We start from the raw sequence: 17,561 nt of genomic DNA, 5'->3' as shown, positions 1-17,561 counted from the left end.
TGAATACCGACGTGTGATACGCAGGGGCGGCATGCCGCCCCCAGACATGCAGCCTGGTCTGTCGCGCCAGGGCGCGTTTGCCCCACCTTCCATCCACATTGTTAATTTAAGGAATGCGTGTGCTAGTTATTTTGGGTTATCTCGTGGTATTGGGTGCGGTGTTTGGCGGCTACCTGATCGTGGGCGGTCATCTCGGTGCGCTCTATCAGCCGGCGGAGTTTCTGATTATCGGCGGGGCGGGGGTCGGCGCTTTCATCGTCGGCAACAACGGCAAGGCGATCAAAGCGACGCTGCGCGCCCTGCCGCGCCTGATGCGCCGTTCCAAATACAACAAAGATCTGTATATGGATCTGATGGCGTTGCTGTTCCGTCTGCTGGCCAAATCGCGTCAGCAGGGCATGCTGTCGCTCGAGTTCGATATCGATAATCCGCAAGAAAGTGAAATTTTCTCTAATTATCCGCGCATCCTTGCCGATAACACCCTGGTGGAGTTCATTACCGACTATTTACGGCTGATGGTGAGCGGCAATATGAATGCGTTCGAGATCGAAGCGCTGATGGACGAAGAGATCGAAACCTACGAGCAGGAAAGCGAAGTGCCCGCCGGCAGTCTGGCGATGGTGGGCGACTCCTTGCCGGCGTTCGGCATCGTCGCGGCGGTGATGGGGGTGGTGCACGCCCTGGCTTCGGCTGACCGTCCGGCCGCTGAACTGGGCGCGCTGATCGCTAACGCCATGGTCGGTACTTTCCTCGGCATTTTGTTGGCCTACGGGTTCATCTCGCCGCTGGCGACGTTGCTGCGTCAGAAGAGCGCCGAAAACGTCAAGATGATGCAGTGCATCAAAGTCACGCTGTTGTCGAGCCTGAACGGTTACGCGCCGCAGATCGCGGTCGAGTTCGGCCGTAAAACGCTGTATACCACCGAACGTCCTTCTTTCGTTGAGCTGGAAGAACACGTGCGCCGCGTGAAAGCGCCGGCGCAGCAGGTGACGGAAGAAGAAGAAGCATGAAACAGAATCATCCGGTCGTTTTGGTCAGAAAGCGCAAGTCGCATCATGCCGCCCATCACGGCGGCTCCTGGAAGATCGCTTATGCCGACTTTATGACGGCGATGATGGCGTTCTTCCTGGTGATGTGGCTGCTGGCGATCGCCAGCCCGCAGGAGCTGACGCAAATCGCCGAATACTTCCGCACGCCGCTCAAGGTTGCCCTGACCAGCGGCGACAAGAGCAGTTCCGAAAGCAGCCCCATTCCTGGCGGCGGCGACGATCCAACGCAACAGCATGGCCTGGTGAAAAAACAGGTCGATTCGCCGGACTCGCGCGCCGAAGAGCTGCGCCTGAACAAGCTGCGCGAAAAGCTGGATGAGTTGATTGAGTCCGATCCGCGCCTGAAGGCGCTGCGTCCACATCTGTTGATCAACATGATGGACGAAGGGCTGCGCATCCAGATTATCGATAGCCAGAACCGGCCGATGTTCAAAACCGGCAGCGCGCAGGTCGAGAGCTACATGCGCGATATTCTGCGCGCGATAGCGCCGATCCTTAACGACTTGCCGAACAAAATCAGCCTGTCCGGCCACACCGATGACATCCCTTACGCCACCGGCGAACGCGGCTACAGCAACTGGGAACTGTCGGCCGATCGCGCCAACGCGTCGCGTCGCGAGCTGATCGCCGGCGGCCTGGCGGAAGGCAAAGTGCTGCGGGTGGTAGGCATGGCGGCCACCATGAGCCTGAAACAGCATGGCGCCGATGATGCGATTAACCGCCGCATCACCGTGCTGGTGTTGAACAAGCAAACGCAAGAGGGCATCGAGCACGAAAATGCCGAAAGCAACGCGCTGGATATTGCCCAGCCGGACAGCCTGAAGCAGCTGGCGCCGTCGGCGACCGCGCCGGCCAGCCAAACGCCGGAATCCTCGACGACAGCCCCGGAACCCGCGGCGCCAACGCCGAACGCTCCACCGCAGGCGTCCCCGGCGATAGCCCCGGCCGACCAGGCGCCGGAACCACCGGCGGCCGCACCCGCACCGACTAACCGCGACTCACAGCCAGAGGTGACCCCGTGAGCATGGACATTAGCGATTTTTATCAGACCTTCTTTGATGAGGCGGACGAGTTGCTGGCCGACATGGAGCAACACCTGCTGGAGCTGGATCCGTTGGCCCCCGATATCGAGCCGTTGAACGCCATCTTCCGCGCGGCGCATTCGATCAAGGGCGGCGCGGCGACCTTTGGTTTTTCGGTGCTGCAGGAAACCACCCACCTGCTGGAGAACCTGCTGGACGGTGCAAGACGCCAGGAAATGAGCCTGAGCACCGAGATTATCAACCTGTTTCTGGAAACCAAAGACATTATGCAGGAGCAACTGGACGCCTATAAAACCTCGCAACAGCCTGACGCTGAAAGCTTTGAATACATTTGCCAGGCGCTGCGTCAGCTGGCGTTGGAAGCGCAACAGCAGCAGGAGGCGCCTGCGGCTCAACCCGCCGTTCAGCAGCCGGTCGCTCAGCCATCGGCCGCGCCGGCGGCGATCGAAGGCGGCATGCGCATCAGCCTGAACGGGCTGAAAGCCAGTGAAATCCCCTTGATGTTGGAAGAGCTGGGCAACCTCGGCGAAGTTAAAGACCCGCATCAGACGGAACACAGCCTCGACGTGACGTTGCTCACCTCCGCCAGCGAAGACGACATCAGCGCCGTGCTGTGCTTCGTGCTGGAACCGGAACAAATCAGCTTCTCGACGCCGACGCAAAGCGCGCCGGCCGTCGCGGAGGCGAACTTGCCGGAGACGGTCGCTGCGCCGGAACCGGCGCCAGCGCCGATCGCCAGCGCTGCGCCGCCTGCCGCCAAACCGGCGGCCGCAGCGGCGGAAGCGCCGAAAGCGCGCGCCAAGGCGAGCGAATCCACCAGCATTCGCGTAGCGGTGGAAAAGGTGGATCAACTGATCAACCTGGTGGGCGAGCTGGTGATCACCCAGTCGATGCTGGCGCAACGCTCCGGCACGCTGGATCCGGTGAACCACGGCGATCTGCTGAACAGCATGAGCCAGCTGGAGCGTAACGCACGCGATCTGCAGGAATCGGTGATGTCGATCCGCATGATGCCGATGGAATACGTCTTCAGCCGCTACCCGCGTCTGGTGCGCGATCTGGCCGGCAAGCTGAACAAACAGGTGGAGCTGACGCTGCAGGGCAGCTCGACCGAACTGGATAAGAGCCTGATCGAACGGATTATCGACCCGTTGACGCACCTGGTGCGCAACAGCCTCGATCACGGTATCGAAGAGCCGGCTACCCGCATCGCCGCCGGTAAATCGGCGGTGGGCAATCTGGTGCTGTCGGCCGAACACCAGGGTGGCAACATCTGTATTGAGGTCATCGACGACGGCGCCGGTCTGAACCGCGAAAAAATTCTCGCCAAGGCCGCTTCGCAAGGGCTGGCGGTGAGCGACAGCATGAGCGACGAAGAGGTCGGCATGCTGATCTTCGCGCCGGGCTTCTCCACCGCCGAGCAGGTGACCGACGTTTCCGGCCGCGGCGTCGGCATGGACGTGGTGAAAAGAAATATTCAGGAGATGGGCGGCCACGTCGAGATCCGTTCGCAGGCCGGTAAAGGCACCACCATCCGCATTCTGCTGCCGTTGACGCTGGCGATCCTCGACGGCATGTCGGTCAAAGTGAACGACGAAGTCTTTATTCTGCCGCTGAACGCGGTGATGGAATCGCTGCAGCCGCAGGCGGAGGATTTGCATCCGTTGGCCGGCGGCGAGCGCGTGCTGCAGGTGCGCGGCGAATACCTGCCGCTGGTGGAACTGTATCGGGTATTCGAAGTGGAAGGCGCCAAAACCGACGCCACGCAGGGCATCGTCGTTATCCTGCAAAGCGCCGGCCGCCGCTATGCGTTGCTGGTGGATCAGCTGATTGGCCAGCATCAGGTGGTGGTGAAGAATCTGGAAAGCAACTACCGCAAAGTGCCGGGCATTTCCGCCGCGACCATTTTGGGCGACGGCAGCGTGGCCTTGATCGTCGATGTCTCGGCGTTGCAAACCTTGAACCGTGAAAAGCGTCTGACGGACGCCGCCGCATAATAATGAGTTTATTGATTTAAAAGGTGAATGATATGGCAGGATTGGCAGCCGTCAGCAAATTGGCTGGCGAAACGGTAGGGCAAGAGTTTCTGATTTTTACCCTGGGCAACGAGGAGTACGGCATCGACATCCTCAAGGTGCAGGAAATTCGCGGCTACGATCAGGTGACCCGCATCGCCAACACCCCGGCGTTCATCAAGGGCGTCACCAACCTGCGCGGCGTGATTGTTCCCATCATCGATCTGCGGGTGAAATTCTCCCAGCAGAGCGTTTCCTATGATGAGAACACCGTGGTGATCGTGTTGAACTTTGGCCAGCGCGTGGTGGGCATCGTGGTTGACGGCGTCTCCGACGTGCTGTCATTGACCGCCGAGCAGATCCGTCCGGCGCCGGAGTTCGCGGTGACCCTGGCGACCGAATACCTCACCGGCCTCGGTTCGCTGGGCGAGCGCATGTTGATCCTGGTGGATATCGAAAAGCTGCTGAGCAGCGAAGAGATGTCGCTGGTCGACAGCGTGGCGAAAAGCGTCTGATCCAAGACTCAAGGGGGCAGGGCGCTGCCCCCTTCAACCTTCACGTTCCCTGACCTGTCGCGATGCCGCCCGCCGCGCCCGGAACCCCCACTAAAAATAGTTACTTTCCCGCATAAAGTTTTGCCGCGCTGCGCCGATAACTCTCACATTCAACGTCATCAGAGCCTGTCTGCGCGGGCTTCAACAAGGGAAATCATGTTAAATCGTATGAAGGTGGTCACCAGCCTGTTGCTGGTGTTGGTGCTGTTTGGCGCCTTGCAGTTGATTTCGGGCGGACTCTTTTTCTCCTCGCTGAAAAGCGATAAGGAAAACTTTACCGTCCTGCAAACTATTCGTCAGCAGCAGCTGCAGCTGAGCGAAAGCCGCGTTGACCTGCTGCAGGCGCGCAACTCACTGAACCGTGCCGGTATTCGCTACATGATGGATACCAACAAGATCGGCAGCGGCGCCACCATTGATGAACTGCTGGCCAAGGCGAAGGAAGAGCTGGGCGAAGCGGAAAGACACTACGCCGCGTACGAGAAAATCCCTCAGGACCCGCGTCAGGATCCTCAGGCGGCGGAACGTCTCAAGCATCAGTACGATGTGCTGTACGGCGCGCTCTCCGAGCTGATCCAACTGCTGGGCGAAGGCAAAATCAACGCGTTCTTCGATCAACCTACGCAGAGTTACCAGGATAACTTTGAGCAGAGCTACAACGTTTACCTGGAGCAAAACGGCAAGCTGTACCAAATCGCGGTCGACGGCAGCAACAGCTCATACAACTCGGCCATCTGGACGCTGATCGTGATCCTGGTGGTGGTGCTGGCGGTGATCGTACTGGTCTGGACCGGTATCCATCACATCCTGGTGCGTCCGCTGAACCGCATGATCGAGCACATCAAACAGATCGCCGCCGGCGACCTGACTCAGCAGATCGTCGTCAACAGCCGCAACGAAATGGGCGTGCTGGCGGCCAGCCTGAAACACATGCAAGGCGAACTGATTGAAACCGTCAGCGGCGTGCGCCAGGGCGCAGACGCCATCTACAGCGGCGCGTCCGAAATCGCCGCGGGCAACAACGATCTCTCTTCCCGCACCGAGCAGCAGGCCGCGTCGCTGGAAGAGACCGCCGCCAGCATGGAACAACTGACCGCGACGGTGAAACAGAACGCCGAAAACGCGCGTCAGGCTTCGCAACTGGCGCTGAGCGCCTCTGAAACCGCGCAGAAAGGCGGCAAGGTCGTGGCTAACGTAGTGCAGACCATGCATGACATCGCCGGCAGCTCGCAGAAGATCGCCGATATCACCGGCGTGATCGACGGCATTGCCTTCCAGACCAACATCCTGGCGCTGAACGCCGCGGTGGAAGCGGCGCGCGCCGGCGAACAGGGCCGTGGCTTCGCGGTGGTGGCCGGTGAAGTGCGTAACCTGGCGCAGCGCAGCGCACAGGCGGCGAAAGAGATCAAAGGCCTGATCGAAGATTCGGTCAGCCGCGTCGATATGGGTTCCGTGCTGGTCGAGAGCGCCGGGGAAACCATGGGCGACATCGTCAACGCCGTCACCCGCGTGACCGACATCATGGGCGAAATCGCCTCGGCGTCGGACGAGCAGAGCCGCGGCATCGATCAGGTTGGCCAGGCGGTGGCGGAAATGGACCGCGTCACCCAGCAGAACGCCTCGTTGGTGGAAGAATCCGCCTCGGCGGCGGCGGCGCTGGAAGAACAGGCCAGCATGCTGACCCAGTCGGTAGCGGTATTCCGTCTGAGGCAGGAAGGCCAGGAAGAATTTAAAGCGCCTGTCACCAGTAAGGCGACGGTAACACCGGTAATCAATCATAAGAAAATGAACGCCAGCGATCTGCAGGATAACTGGGAAACGTTCTGACCGGTATCGGGCCTCTCTCGCAGAGGCCCTTTTCCCTACGTAGGCCGGTCGCCGGCCGGCTGCAAGGAGGTTCAAGTGTTTAACCGAATCCGTATCTCTACCAGCTTATTCCTGTTGTTGATGACCTTCTGCGTTCTGCAGTTGGCCAGCAGCGGCCTGTCGTATTCCGCGTTTCGCTCCGATAACCACAACCTCGACATCATCACCCTCGGCAGCCAGCAGCGCGATTCGCTTAGCCTGAGCTGGGTGTCGCTGTTGCAGGCGCGCAATACGCTGAACCGCGCCGGCACCCGCGCGGCGCTGAAACTGCCGCAGGAGCAGGTGAACGAGCTGATGAGCAACGCCCGCAGTTCGCTGCAGAAGGCCGATCTCTATTTCAATCAGTTTATGGCGGTTGAACGCAGCAGTGAACAGCAGAACCAGCAGACGGCCACCACCAAGGCCAGCTACGAGCGGCTGCGCGGCGCGCTGCGCGAGCTGATCGGCTTCCTGGAAAAGGGCGAGCTGCAGGCGTTTATGGATCAGCCGACGCAGAAAACCCAGGACCTGTTCGAGGCCGACTTCGTGCAGTACCTGCAGTTGGTGAACGGTGACATCAGCGAGGCCAGAGACGCTAATCAGTTCTCCTTCACGCTGGCGGGCCTGATGCTGGCGGGGGCGGTATTGATGCTGATCGTGGTGACCGGCAGCGCCATGTGGTGGTTGCGCACCATGCTGATACAGCCGCTGAACCAAATCCGCAGCCACTTTGAACGCATCGCCGCCGGCGATCTGGCGACGCCGATTCAGGTGTACGGCCGCAATGAAATCAGCATGCTGTTCGCCAGCCTGCAACGCACGCAGCAGTCGCTGATCGGCACCGTCGGCGCGGTGCGCGACGGGACGGAGTCGATTCTGATCGGCCTACAGGAGATCGCCGAAGGCAACAACGATCTCTCTTCCCGCACCGAGCAGCAGGCCGCGTCGCTGGAAGAAACCGCCGCCAGCATGGAACAGCTGACCGCGACGGTGAAACAGAACGCCGACAATGCGCGGCAGGCGTCTCAGCTGGCGCGTGACGCCTCGGCCACCGCGGCCAAGGGCGGCGAACTGGCCGGTGACGTGGTCACCACCATGCACGATATCGCCAACAGTTCGCAGAAAATCGGCGCCATCACCAGCGTGATCGACGGCATCGCCTTCCAGACCAACATTCTGGCGCTCAATGCGGCGGTGGAAGCGGCGCGCGCCGGCGAACAGGGGCGGGGTTTCGCGGTGGTCGCCGGTGAAGTGCGCAACCTGGCGAGCCGCAGCGCGCAGGCGGCGAAAGAGATCAAGGTGCTGATCGACGAATCGGTCAGCCGCGTCAAACACGGCTCGGTGCTGGTGGAAAACTCCGGCGCCACCATGCAGGACATTGTGCGTTCGGTGACTCGCGTGACCGACATCATGGGCGAGATCGCGTCGGCTTCGGATGAACAAAGCCGCGGCATCGAACAGGTGACGCAGGCGGTGACCCAGATGGACCAGGTTACCCAGCAGAACGCCGCGCTGGTGGAAGAGTCCGCTTCTGCCGCCACCGCGCTGGAAGAGCAGGCCATTACCCTGGCCGACGCGGTCGCGGTATTCCGTCTGGCGGACGATAACGTCGTCGCGCCAGGTAACAGCAACAACGCAGTTTCACCCGTGGTAAAGGAAGCCCAAGATTGTTAAACCGCATAAACAGCACGTTTTTCTCCGGTGAGGCGGCATGAAACAGGCGCCGTCTACTTCTAACCGGGATACTGCGTCGATGTTGACGCAAATGGTGCAGCGCCTGCCGCTGTCGGACGTGCATTTTCGCCGTATCAGCCAGTTGATTTATCAACGCGCCGGCATCGTGCTGGCGGAGCATAAGCGCGAGATGGTTTACAACCGCCTGGTGCGCCGGTTGCGGCTGCTGGGATTGCACGATTTCGGCGACTATTTGGCGCTGTTGGAAAGCGATCCGAACAGCGCGGAGTGGCAGGCGTTCATCAACGCATTGACCACCAACCTGACGGCATTTTTCCGCGAGGCGCATCACTTCCCGATCCTGGCGGAGCATGCGCGTTCGCGGCCGAACGGCTACAGCGTCTGGAGCACTGCGGCCTCGACCGGCGAAGAGCCGTATTCGATCGCCATCACGCTGAGCGATGCCCTGGGGCAGCGGGCCGGCAGTTGCCAGGTCTGGGCCAGCGACATCGACACGCAGGTGTTGGAAAAAGCGGAAGCGGGCGTTTACCGCCAGGAAGATCTGCGCACCCTGACGCCGACCCAAATGCAGCGCTATTTTTTGCGCGGCACCGGGCCGCATCAGGGGCTGGTGCGCGTGCGGCCGGAACTGGCGGCGCGGGTGAACTTCCAGCCGTTGAACCTGCTGGCGCCGGAATGGGCGCTGCCGGGGCAATTTGACGCCATTTTTTGCCGCAACGTCATGATCTATTTCGATAAGGCGACGCAGGAGCGCATCCTGCGCCGCTTCGTTCCCTTGCTTAAGCCGGGGGGGCTGATGTTCGCCGGCCACTCCGAGAACTTCAGCCAGATCAGCCGGGATTTCTACTTGCGTGGGCAGACCGTGTATGGGCTGACCAAGGAGAGGTAATGAGTAAAATCAGAGTGTTATGCGTAGACGATTCGGCACTGATGCGTCAGCTGATGACGGAAATCGTGAACGGCCACCCCGACATGGAAATGGTGGCGACCGCTCCGGATCCGCTGGTGGCGCGCGATCTGATCAAAAAATTTAATCCTCAGGTGCTGACGCTGGACGTCGAGATGCCACGCATGGACGGGCTGGATTTCCTCGAGAAGCTGATGCGCCTGCGGCCGATGCCGGTAGTGATGGTTTCGTCGCTGACCGGTAAAGGCTCGGAGATCACGCTGCGAGCGCTGGAGCTGGGCGCGGTGGATTTCGTCACCAAACCGCAGCTCGGCATTCGCGAGGGCATGTTGGCCTACAGCGAACTGATCGCCGAGAAGATCCGCACCGCCGCCAGAGCGCGCCTGCCGCAGCGTTCCAGCAGCCCGGCGCCGGCGATCCTCAGCCATGCGCCGCTGCTGAGCAGTGAAAAATTGATCGCCATCGGCGCTTCCACCGGCGGCACCGAAGCGATCCGCCAGGTGTTGCAGCCGCTGCCGGCCACCAGTCCGGCGCTGCTGATCACCCAGCACATGCCGCCGGGGTTCACCCGTTCGTTCGCCGAACGGCTGAACAAGCTGTGCCAGATCACGGTGAAAGAAGCGGAGGACGGCGAGCGCGTACTGCCGGGCCACGCTTACATCGCCCCGGGGGATCGCCACCTGGAGCTGGCGCGCAGCGGCGCCAACTATCAGGTGAAGCTGCATGACGGCCCGGCGGTCAACCGCCATCGTCCGTCGGTCGACGTGCTGTTCCGCTCGGTAGCGCAATATGCCGGCCGCAATGCGGTGGGGGTGATCCTCACCGGCATGGGGAACGACGGGGCGGCGGGGATGATGGAGATGCACCGCGCCGGGGCCTATACCCTGGCGCAGAACGAGGCGAGCTGTGTGGTGTTCGGCATGCCGCGCGAGGCGATCGCCGGCGGCGGCGTCAGCGAAGTGGTCGAGTTGGACAGGATGAGCCAGCGCATGCTGGCGCAGATTTCCGGCGGCCAGGCATTGCGCATTTGATTTCAGTCCGCAGGGTTTGCCCGGCGGCGATATGACCTACGGTCGCCGCGCGGCGGCCTGCGGTTTTGCATCATTAAACGGTTAACTATTTCAGGAGTAACAATGGCAGACAAGAACCTCAGATTTCTGGTTGTGGACGACTTCTCCACCATGCGCCGCATCGTCAGAAATTTGCTGAAAGAGCTGGGCTTCAACAACGTCGAAGAAGCTGAAGACGGCGCGGATGCGCTGAACAAGCTGCGCGCCGGCGGTTTCGACTTCGTGGTGTCCGACTGGAACATGCCGAACATGGACGGGCTCGAACTGTTGCAGACCATCCGCGCCGATAGCGCGCTGGCCGCGATGCCGGTGCTGATGGTGACGGCGGAAGCCAAGAAAGAAAATATCATCGCGGCGGCGCAGGCCGGCGCCAGCGGTTATGTAGTGAAACCTTTTACGGCGGCGACGCTGGAAGAAAAGCTCAACAAGATTTTTGAAAAATTGGGCATGTAAGGAGAGGGCGATGAGAGACATTCCAATGCCTGCCAGCGATGCAGCGACCGCGGGAGAGATCATCTCCCGCATCGGCCAACTGACCCGAATGCTGCGCGACAGCATGCGTGAACTGGGGCTCGATCAGGCGATTGCCCAAGCGGCAGAGGCGATCCCGGATGCGCGCGACCGTCTTGACTATGTCGTAACCATGACGGCGCAGGCGGCGGAACGGGCGTTGAACTGCGTGGAGGCGGCGCAACCGCGCCAGGCGGAGCTGGAGTCCGGCGCCAACGCGTTGAAAGGACGCTGGGACGAGTGGTTCGCCAATCCCATCGAACTGGACGACGCGCGTTCTCTGGTCAACGACACGCGTCAGTATCTGGATCAGGTGCCGGGCCATACGGCCTTCACCAACGCTCAGCTGCTGGAAATCATGATGGCGCAGGACTTCCAGGATCTGACCGGTCAGGTGATCAAGCGCATGATGGACGTGGTGCAGGAGATCGAAAAGCAGCTGCTGATGGTGCTGATGGAAAACATGCCGGAGCAGCCGGTGAAGGAAAAACGGCCGAACGACAGCCTGCTGAACGGTCCGCAGCTCGACCAGAACGGCGTCGGCGTGATCGCCAACCAGGCGCAGGTCGACGATCTGCTCGACAGCCTCGGTTTCTGAGGCCTTTCGGGGCGCGCGACGGCGCGCCCCGACAACAAGCCACGCAGTTTTCGTCTCATCCCCTAAATAACCCGCCTTTTTCCCCGTTGTTCCGCCAATGACATCGCCAATTTTTTGGCATGCTGACCGCCATTCTTTACCCTCCCGACACAGGAACGGCGTTTCGTGGCTGAAGACAGCGATCTGGAAAAAAGCGAGGCCCCCACGCCCCACAGGCTGGAGAAGGCGCGTGAAGACGGCCAGATCCCGCGCTCCCGCGAGCTGACCTCGGTGCTGATGTTGCTCTCGGGCCTGGCGATTATCCTGATGTCCGGCAGCAACATGGCGCAACAGCTGGCGGCGATGCTCACGCAAGGGCTGAACTTTGACCACGGCATGGTCAGTAACGACAAGCAGATGCTTCGCCAGTTGGGCATGTTGCTGCGTCAGGCGGTGCTGGCGCTGCTGCCGATCATGGCGGGGCTGGTGCTGGTAGCGCTCGCCGCGCCAATGCTGTTGGGGGGCATCTTGTTCAGCGGCAAGTCGATCAAGTTCGATATGAAGCGGCTAAACCCCCTGTCCGGGTTGAAACGCATCTTTTCCAGCCAGGTGTTGGCCGAGCTGCTGAAAGGGATCCTGAAAGCGACGTTGGTCGGCTGGGTCACCGGTCTTTATCTGTGGCACAACTGGGCGGCGATGCTGCATCTGATGACCCAGCAGCCGCTCGATGCGCTGGGCAATGCGCTGCAGATGATCCTGTTCTGCGGTTTTCTGGTGGTGCTGGGGCTGACGCCGATGGTGGCGTTCGACGTGTTCTATCAGCTGTGGAGCCACTTCAAAAAGCTGAAGATGACCAAGCAGGATATTCGCGACGAATTCAAAGACCAGGAAGGGGACCCGCACGTCAAGGGGCGCATTCGCCAGCAGCAGCGGGCGATCGCCCGGCGCCGCATGATGGCCGATGTGCCTAAGGCGGACGTGATCGTCACCAACCCGACGCACTACGCCGTCGCGTTGCAGTACAACGACAAGAAAATGAGTGCGCCGAAGGTGCTGGCCAAGGGGGCCGGCGAAATCGCCTTGCGCATTCGCGAGCTCGGCGCGGAGCACCGCATTCCGATGCTGGAGGCGCCGCCGCTGGCGCGCGCGCTGTATCGGCACAGCGAGATTGGACAACACATTCCGGCCACCCTGTATGCCGCGGTCGCCGAAGTGCTGGCCTGGGTGTACCAACTGCGCCGCTGGCGGCGCGAGGGCGGCCTGATCCCGAAAAAACCTGAACGTTTACCGGTGCCGGAAGCACTGGATTTTGCGAGAGAGAGTGACTCTGATGGCTAATTTGGCCTCCCTGCTTCGTTTGCCGGGCAATTTTAAAGATACGCAGTGGCAGGTGCTGGCCGGCCCGGTGCTGATCCTGCTGATTTTGTCGATGATGGTGTTGCCGCTGCCGGCGTTTATCCTCGACCTGCTGTTTACCTTCAACATCGCGCTGTCGATCATGGTGCTGCTGGTGGCGATGTTCACCCAGCGTACGCTCGAGTTCGCCGCTTTCCCGACCATCCTGCTGTTCTCCACATTGCTGCGTTTGTCGCTCAACGTCGCCTCGACGCGCATCATCTTGCTGGAAGGCCACACCGGTTCCGCCGCCGCCGGGCGCGTGGTGGAAGCCTTCGGCCACTTCCTGGTGGGCGGCAACTTCGCCATCGGCATCGTGGTGTTCATCATCCTGGTGCTGATCAACTTTATGGTAATTACCAAAGGTGCAGGGCGTATCGCCGAAGTGGGCGCGCGCTTCGTGCTGGACGGCATGCCGGGCAAACAGATGGCGATCGACGCCGATTTGAACGCCGGATTGATTGGCGAAGACGAAGCGAAGAAACGCCGCGCCGAAGTGACCCAGGAGGCCGATTTTTACGGCTCGATGGACGGCGCCAGTAAATTCGTGCGCGGCGACGCCATCGCCGGCCTGATGATCATGGTGCTGAACGTGGTCGGCGGCCTGTTGGTCGGCGTGGTGCAACACGGCATGGAACTGGGGGCGGCGGCGGAAAGCTATACGCTGCTGACCATCGGTGACGGCCTGGTGGCGCAGATCCCGGCATTGGTGATCTCCACCGCCGCCGGTGTCATCGTCACCCGCGTCGCGACCGATCAGGATGTCGGCGAGCAGATGGTGGGCCAGCTGTTCAACAATCCGCGCGTGATGCTGCTGAGTGCCGGGGTGCTGGGCCTACTGGGCCTGGTGCCGGGCATGCCGAACCTGGTGTTCCTGCTGTTTACCGCGGCTCTGCTGGGCCTCGCCTGGTGGCTGCGCGGCCGTGAACAACAGGCGCCGAAAACGGTGGAAGATCCGGTGATGCCGGAGAATCCGCAGGCCGCCGAGGCCAGCTGGGCCGACGTGCAGTTGGAAGATCCGCTGGGGATGGAAGTGGGCTACCGGTTGATTCCGATGGTCGACTTTCAACAGAACGGCGAGCTGCTTGGGCGTATCCGCGGGATCCGCAAGAAATTCGCCCAGGACATGGGTTATCTGCCGCCGGTGGTGCACATTCGCGACAACCTGGAACTGCCGCCAGCCAGCTATCGCATCCTGATGAAAGGCGTCGAGATCGGCAGCGGTGAAGCGCAGCCGGGCCGCTGGCTGGCGATCAACCCCGGCAATGCCGTGGGCGAGCTGGCGGGAGACAAAACCGTCGATCCTGCCTTCGGGCTGGAAGCGGTGTGGATAGACAGCGCCTTGCGCGAACAGGCGCAAATCCAGGGCTTTACCGTGGTGGAAGCCAGCACCGTGGTGGCGACGCACCTCAATCACCTGATTGGCCAGTTCGCCAGCGAGCTGTTCGGCCGCCAGGAGACCCAACAGCTGTTGGATCGCGTGTCGCAGGAGATGCCGAAGCTGACCGAAGACTTCGTGCCGGGCGTGGTGTCACTGACGACGCTGCACAAGGTGCTGCAAAATCTGCTCGCCGAGCGCGTGTCCATCCGCGATATGCGCACCATCGTCGAAACGCTGGCGGAACATGCCCCGGCGCAGAGCGATCCTTACGAATTGACCACCGTGGTGCGGGTGGCGCTGGGCCGGGCGATCACGCAGCAGTGGTTCCCGGGCAACGGCGAGATTCAGGTTATCGGCTTGGATACCCAGCTGGAGCGCCTGTTGCTGCAGGCGTTGCAGGGCGGCGGCGGTCTGGAGCCGGGGCTGGCTGACCGTCTGCTGGAGCAGGCGCGTCAGGCGCTGCAACGGCAAGAGATGCTCAGCGCGCCGCCGGTGCTGTTGGTTAACCATGCGCTGCGTCCTTTACTGGCGCGCTTCCTGCGTCGCAGCCTGCCGCAGCTCGTGGTGCTGTCCAACCTGGAGATCAACGACGATCGCCAGATTCGCATGACCTCGACCATTGGAGCCGCCTGATGAAACGCTGTCTGTCCTTGTTGTGTTTGCTGGCGCCGCTAGCCGCCGGCGCGGTGTCCGGCTCCTGGGTGGCTGAAGGGGCGGGGGTCACGCTGGAACAGGGCGGGATGCGCGATGAATCCGCCGGTTTGCGGCCGCCGAACGCGCTGCCGGATGCCAATGCGCGCATCACCAGCGTCAGCTGGCGCTACCGTTTGCTGGGGCCAGAGCCCGTGGGGCTGCAGGCCCAGCTTTGCACGGTAAACCGCTGCATTCCGCTCGGCGGCGGCAGCGGCAGCAGCATCGGTCTGCAGGGCGAGCCGGCCAATGCGGAATTGCGTTTTGTCTATTACGTGCAGTCGCAAGGCGGGCTGAATCCGCCGCTGCGAGTGATTGGCAATCAGGTGATCGTCAATTATCAGTAAGATCAGGCCAGAATTTGCAGGCCGTTGCGTTCCACCAGCGTCAGCAGTTTCATCGCGGCGGAGTTCGGTTGCGCTTCGCCGCGCTCCCATTTCTGCACCGCCTTTTTGCTGACGTTGAGATACAGCGCAAACACCGGCTGACTGACGTTTTCCCGTTCGCGCAACGCGCGGATCTCGGCCGGCCCGAACTGCTTCACCGGCCGCAGGCACAGCATGTCGAAAGTGCGCATGGTCACGTCGTCGACGAAACCGGCGCGGTGCAGGCCCTGAACTTCCTGGTGGATCTCGGCAAGAATTTTACTCATCGCTTAGCCTCCGTAACTCCCTGTTGTTGACCAGCTGGTAGAGTCTGAATGGCGAATAATCCAGATACAGCGCAGCCAGATGTTTCAATCCCTGTAACTCATCCGTACTGATGTTTTCTCTCTCGCTTTTGGCAAAGCCGCGCATAAAAAACAGGCGGTCTTCATCGCGAAAAACGATCAGTACCCGATAGCCGCCACGTTTGCCCGCACCAGCCCGAGCGATGCGCTTTTTGTATACGCAACCGCCAAGATTGGCGTCGTACAGCTGATGTTGCATCTCTCGCGCCGCTTTCACTATCGTGGCATCACTGATGCGCTCGCGTGCGGCAAAACCCTGAAAGGTTTTGGTGAGATAAATGTCGGCCATTCGCTCTCCCTGCGAATCTATACCCGTCAAGGGTATATTTCAAGTGGTTTAAAAATAACCACAGGGTGACAAGCGGCCAAAGGGAAAGAAACAGCCAAATTCACGCCATGCGCAGCCTGGCGCAAAGTCTTAAGTGAATTCAAAGAGTGATAGGGAGAAAATGCGACGGGATGCACAGAAGCCGGTTAACGCATGCCCGGTGATAGGCTCACCGGGCGAAATGAGTCAGGTCAGACGCCGATTTTTCTGCCGAGCAGGCTGCCGGCGTGCGACTGGCCGTCCGGGCCATACAGCGATTTGTTGTTTTTGCTGAGGATGGCCAGCGCCTGAGCGTTATGGTCGATCTGCTGATTGAGCAGCAGGCCGTTGTGCTGGTTCTTTTCGCGCAGCGTTTGGCTGAGCAATTGAACGCGCTGCCAACGGTCGGCCAGGGGGGCGTGGCTGGCATAGGGCGCGCGTTGCCCGCAGGTTTTTTCCTGCCCCAGGCGCTGTTGCTCGAGGTAGGCGACCGTCGCCAGCAGTTGGCTTTTGGCATCGGTTACGCGCTGCAAGGCCACGCCCGGCAGCTGGCCGGAGCATAACAGATCGTGCTCTTCTTCCAGCACGCCATTGAGCGCCTGCAGCGTTTCCAACAGTTTGTCCAGCAGTTGTGCCAGCTTTTCCATAGTGATGACTTATCCTTTACCGCTACCCGCCGCCGCGTTGTCAGTCGCGTCCGGCGATCCATTGAACATCGCTCTGCGCGTCTTGCAGCAGTGCGTCGGCGATTTTGCCGGCGTCCATCTTCAGTTCACCGTTGCGGATCGCCTGCTTGATGGCCTCGACCCGGCCCATATCGATATCCTGGGTGCCCGGCTGCATCAGGCGCGCCTGCGCCTCGCTCAGTTTGACCTGCGTAGCGCTGACGGCGGTTTCGGCCACGGCGGCCTTACGCGGCTGGAGCGGGTTGTCGGCCGGGGTTTCACGCGGTTGCACAGTGGAAACCGGCTGTAACCGCTGGGTGCGATCGATACTCATGGTCCATCTCCGTTTACGCCGTGACCGCACTCGGGCGACGACGCTGCAATGAAAGTGTTGCGGCCCTGATGGCCAATAAAATGCTGCTTGATTTGTCTTATCGGCAAGGTTTGCGGAACCTTTACTTTTTTATAACGTAATGCGAATCGCGCCGTCGTCCCCGACCACGCCGCTGACGATTTGCCCGGACGCCATGCGCACGCGCACGCTGTCTTCGGCCGCGGCGTTGTTCATCGCCTTGCCCGCGCCGCTAATGCTGAATCCTTCGCCCTGTGCATTGACCTGCACCGGTTGCCCGGCCTTGATAATCCAGGCCCGGCGCAGCATGGCGAGGGTCAGCGGCTGGCCGGGGCTGATGTTGCGCAGGCTGACGGCGCCTAATGCTTTGCCCGCTTCGGTCAGCGCGCGCGGCGGCAGGGTATCGAGCCGACCTTCTTTCAACGTCAGGTCCGCCGCCGTCAACCGGCTGCCGGCGGTGATGCCGCGCGCCGAAACGAGATAGCGGCCGAACACCTGCACCTGCGTCTGGATAAAACGCCGCTCTTGGCCACAGCGCGCCGAAATGCTGACGTTGCCGCCGATCCGCGCGTTGGGCGGCAGCGATAGCTGCGGCAGTTCGCAAGCGGGCCATTGGTTCGGCGGCGTGCGCACCCGCACTTTTACCTGCACCGGTTCGCCGCTGAACTTGCCTTGGATGAAGCTTTCGATTTGCGTCGCCAGATCGTCGGCACGCGCGTTCAGACTGCACAGCAGGCCGATAAGCAGCAGCATTTTACCTTTCATCGTCATCTTCT

The 17,561-nt window shown here is 61.2% G+C and carries 18 protein-coding genes; 13 read left to right on the top strand and 5 right to left on the bottom strand.

Annotation, left to right across the window (positions count from 1 at the left end):
- Positions 1 to 119: 119 nt before the first annotated feature.
- The 13 genes from motA to ACMGG9_RS14005 all read left to right on the top strand — a co-directional run bounded on the left by motA (position 120) and on the right by ACMGG9_RS14005 (position 15,078).
- Positions 120 to 1,010, top strand: coding sequence for a flagellar motor stator protein MotA (gene motA, locus ACMGG9_RS14065; RefSeq protein ID WP_047025446.1), 891 nt, complete (start codon positions 120 to 122; stop codon positions 1,008 to 1,010).
- Positions 1,007 to 2,071 (top strand): flagellar motor protein MotB, encoded by a 1,065-nt coding sequence (gene motB / locus ACMGG9_RS14060; RefSeq protein ID WP_033643536.1) that lies wholly within the window; start codon positions 1,007 to 1,009, stop codon positions 2,069 to 2,071. The genes motA and motB overlap by 4 nt, the downstream gene beginning before the upstream one ends.
- On the top strand, positions 2,068 to 4,089 hold the full coding sequence (gene cheA, locus ACMGG9_RS14055; RefSeq protein WP_046896583.1) for a chemotaxis protein CheA: 2,022 nt from the start codon (positions 2,068 to 2,070) through the stop codon (positions 4,087 to 4,089). The genes motB and cheA overlap by 4 nt, the downstream gene beginning before the upstream one ends.
- Before the next feature lie 32 nt (positions 4,090 to 4,121).
- Positions 4,122 to 4,622, top strand: coding sequence for a chemotaxis protein CheW (gene cheW, locus ACMGG9_RS14050; RefSeq protein ID WP_025303271.1), 501 nt, complete (start codon positions 4,122 to 4,124; stop codon positions 4,620 to 4,622).
- A gap of 195 nt (positions 4,623 to 4,817) precedes the next feature.
- On the top strand, positions 4,818 to 6,488 hold the full coding sequence (gene tsr, locus ACMGG9_RS14045) for a methyl-accepting chemotaxis protein (RefSeq protein ID WP_033643534.1): 1,671 nt from the start codon (positions 4,818 to 4,820) through the stop codon (positions 6,486 to 6,488).
- A gap of 75 nt (positions 6,489 to 6,563) precedes the next feature.
- Positions 6,564 to 8,180, top strand: a complete 1,617-nt coding sequence (locus ACMGG9_RS14040) for a methyl-accepting chemotaxis protein (protein ID WP_103101032.1) — start codon at positions 6,564 to 6,566, stop codon at positions 8,178 to 8,180.
- A gap of 37 nt (positions 8,181 to 8,217) precedes the next feature.
- Positions 8,218 to 9,090: a protein-glutamate O-methyltransferase CheR gene (gene cheR, locus ACMGG9_RS14035; protein ID WP_025159837.1), complete on the top strand. Its 873-nt coding sequence runs from the start codon at positions 8,218 to 8,220 to the stop codon at positions 9,088 to 9,090.
- Positions 9,090 to 10,139: a protein-glutamate methylesterase/protein-glutamine glutaminase gene (locus ACMGG9_RS14030; RefSeq protein ID WP_042784870.1), complete on the top strand. Its 1,050-nt coding sequence runs from the start codon at positions 9,090 to 9,092 to the stop codon at positions 10,137 to 10,139. The genes cheR and ACMGG9_RS14030 overlap by 1 nt, the downstream gene beginning before the upstream one ends.
- Before the next feature lie 102 nt (positions 10,140 to 10,241).
- Positions 10,242 to 10,631, top strand: a complete 390-nt coding sequence (cheY, locus tag ACMGG9_RS14025) for a chemotaxis response regulator CheY (RefSeq protein WP_004934862.1) — start codon at positions 10,242 to 10,244, stop codon at positions 10,629 to 10,631.
- A gap of 10 nt (positions 10,632 to 10,641) precedes the next feature.
- The gene (gene cheZ, locus ACMGG9_RS14020; protein ID WP_004934858.1) at positions 10,642 to 11,286 is read left to right on the top strand and encodes a protein phosphatase CheZ; all 645 of its coding nucleotides are present in this window, start codon (positions 10,642 to 10,644) and stop codon (positions 11,284 to 11,286) included.
- Positions 11,287 to 11,451: 165 nt separating this feature from the next.
- Entirely contained in the window at positions 11,452 to 12,603 is a 1,152-nt protein-coding gene (gene flhB, locus ACMGG9_RS14015; protein WP_033640021.1) for a flagellar biosynthesis protein FlhB, read from the top strand.
- The gene (flhA, locus tag ACMGG9_RS14010) at positions 12,596 to 14,674 is read left to right on the top strand and encodes a flagellar biosynthesis protein FlhA (protein WP_033643531.1); all 2,079 of its coding nucleotides are present in this window, start codon (positions 12,596 to 12,598) and stop codon (positions 14,672 to 14,674) included. Before flhB ends, flhA begins: the two co-directional genes overlap by 8 nt.
- On the top strand, positions 14,674 to 15,078 hold the full coding sequence (locus ACMGG9_RS14005) for a flagellar protein FlhE (protein ID WP_033643530.1): 405 nt from the start codon (positions 14,674 to 14,676) through the stop codon (positions 15,076 to 15,078). Before flhA ends, ACMGG9_RS14005 begins: the two co-directional genes overlap by 1 nt.
- Positions 15,079 to 15,080: 2 nt before the next feature.
- Here the strand turns inward: ACMGG9_RS14005 and ACMGG9_RS14000 are convergent, their stop codons facing one another.
- The 5 genes from ACMGG9_RS14000 to flgA all read right to left on the bottom strand — a co-directional run bounded on the left by ACMGG9_RS14000 (position 15,081) and on the right by flgA (position 17,550).
- Positions 15,081 to 15,383 carry a helix-turn-helix domain-containing protein gene (locus ACMGG9_RS14000; RefSeq protein ID WP_015378258.1) on the bottom strand — a complete coding sequence of 101 codons (303 nt, stop codon included), beginning with the start codon at positions 15,381 to 15,383 and terminating at the stop codon, positions 15,081 to 15,083.
- Positions 15,376 to 15,750, bottom strand: a complete 375-nt coding sequence (locus ACMGG9_RS13995; protein ID WP_042784868.1) for a type II toxin-antitoxin system RelE/ParE family toxin — start codon at positions 15,748 to 15,750, stop codon at positions 15,376 to 15,378. The genes ACMGG9_RS14000 and ACMGG9_RS13995 overlap by 8 nt, the downstream gene beginning before the upstream one ends.
- Before the next feature lie 230 nt (positions 15,751 to 15,980).
- Positions 15,981 to 16,415, bottom strand: a complete 435-nt coding sequence (locus ACMGG9_RS13990; protein ID WP_033650863.1) for a flagella synthesis protein FlgN — start codon at positions 16,413 to 16,415, stop codon at positions 15,981 to 15,983.
- Between the two features lie 40 nt (positions 16,416 to 16,455).
- Positions 16,456 to 16,767, bottom strand: a complete 312-nt coding sequence (gene flgM / locus ACMGG9_RS13985) for a flagellar biosynthesis anti-sigma factor FlgM (RefSeq protein ID WP_197849936.1) — start codon at positions 16,765 to 16,767, stop codon at positions 16,456 to 16,458.
- A 129-nt stretch (positions 16,768 to 16,896) separates the two neighbouring features.
- Positions 16,897 to 17,550: a flagellar basal body P-ring formation chaperone FlgA gene (gene flgA / locus ACMGG9_RS13980; protein WP_033650864.1), complete on the bottom strand. Its 654-nt coding sequence runs from the start codon at positions 17,548 to 17,550 to the stop codon at positions 16,897 to 16,899.
- Positions 17,551 to 17,561: the final 11 nt, after the last annotated feature.

The organism is Serratia sp. BNK-10 (genome assembly GCF_047456065.1).
Lineage (GTDB): Bacteria > Pseudomonadota > Gammaproteobacteria > Enterobacterales > Enterobacteriaceae > Serratia > Serratia ureilytica.
This window is presented reverse-complemented; position numbering and strand designations above follow the sequence as displayed.

Excerpts from the sequence above, each read along its gene's own strand:
- motB (WP_033643536.1), top strand. The coding sequence starts at position 1,007 with ATGAAACAGAATCATCCGGTCGTTTTGGTCAGAAAGCGCAAGTCGCAT.
- cheW (WP_025303271.1), top strand. The coding sequence starts at position 4,122 with ATGGCAGGATTGGCAGCCGTCAGCAAATTGGCTGGCGAAACGGTAGGG.
- tsr (WP_033643534.1), top strand. The coding sequence starts at position 4,818 with ATGTTAAATCGTATGAAGGTGGTCACCAGCCTGTTGCTGGTGTTGGTG.
- cheR (WP_025159837.1), top strand. The coding sequence starts at position 8,218 with ATGAAACAGGCGCCGTCTACTTCTAACCGGGATACTGCGTCGATGTTG.
- ACMGG9_RS14030 (WP_042784870.1), top strand. The coding sequence starts at position 9,090 with ATGAGTAAAATCAGAGTGTTATGCGTAGACGATTCGGCACTGATGCGT.
- cheY (WP_004934862.1), top strand. The coding sequence starts at position 10,242 with ATGGCAGACAAGAACCTCAGATTTCTGGTTGTGGACGACTTCTCCACC.
- cheZ (WP_004934858.1), top strand. The coding sequence starts at position 10,642 with ATGAGAGACATTCCAATGCCTGCCAGCGATGCAGCGACCGCGGGAGAG.
- flhA (WP_033643531.1), top strand. The coding sequence starts at position 12,596 with ATGGCTAATTTGGCCTCCCTGCTTCGTTTGCCGGGCAATTTTAAAGAT.
- ACMGG9_RS14005 (WP_033643530.1), top strand. The coding sequence starts at position 14,674 with ATGAAACGCTGTCTGTCCTTGTTGTGTTTGCTGGCGCCGCTAGCCGCC.
- ACMGG9_RS14000 (WP_015378258.1), bottom strand. The coding sequence starts at position 15,383 with ATGAGTAAAATTCTTGCCGAGATCCACCAGGAAGTTCAGGGCCTGCAC.
- ACMGG9_RS13995 (WP_042784868.1), bottom strand. The coding sequence starts at position 15,750 with ATGGCCGACATTTATCTCACCAAAACCTTTCAGGGTTTTGCCGCACGC.
- ACMGG9_RS13990 (WP_033650863.1), bottom strand. The coding sequence starts at position 16,415 with ATGGAAAAGCTGGCACAACTGCTGGACAAACTGTTGGAAACGCTGCAG.
- flgM (WP_197849936.1), bottom strand. The coding sequence starts at position 16,767 with ATGAGTATCGATCGCACCCAGCGGTTACAGCCGGTTTCCACTGTGCAA.
- flgA (WP_033650864.1), bottom strand. The coding sequence starts at position 17,550 with ATGAAAGGTAAAATGCTGCTGCTTATCGGCCTGCTGTGCAGTCTGAAC.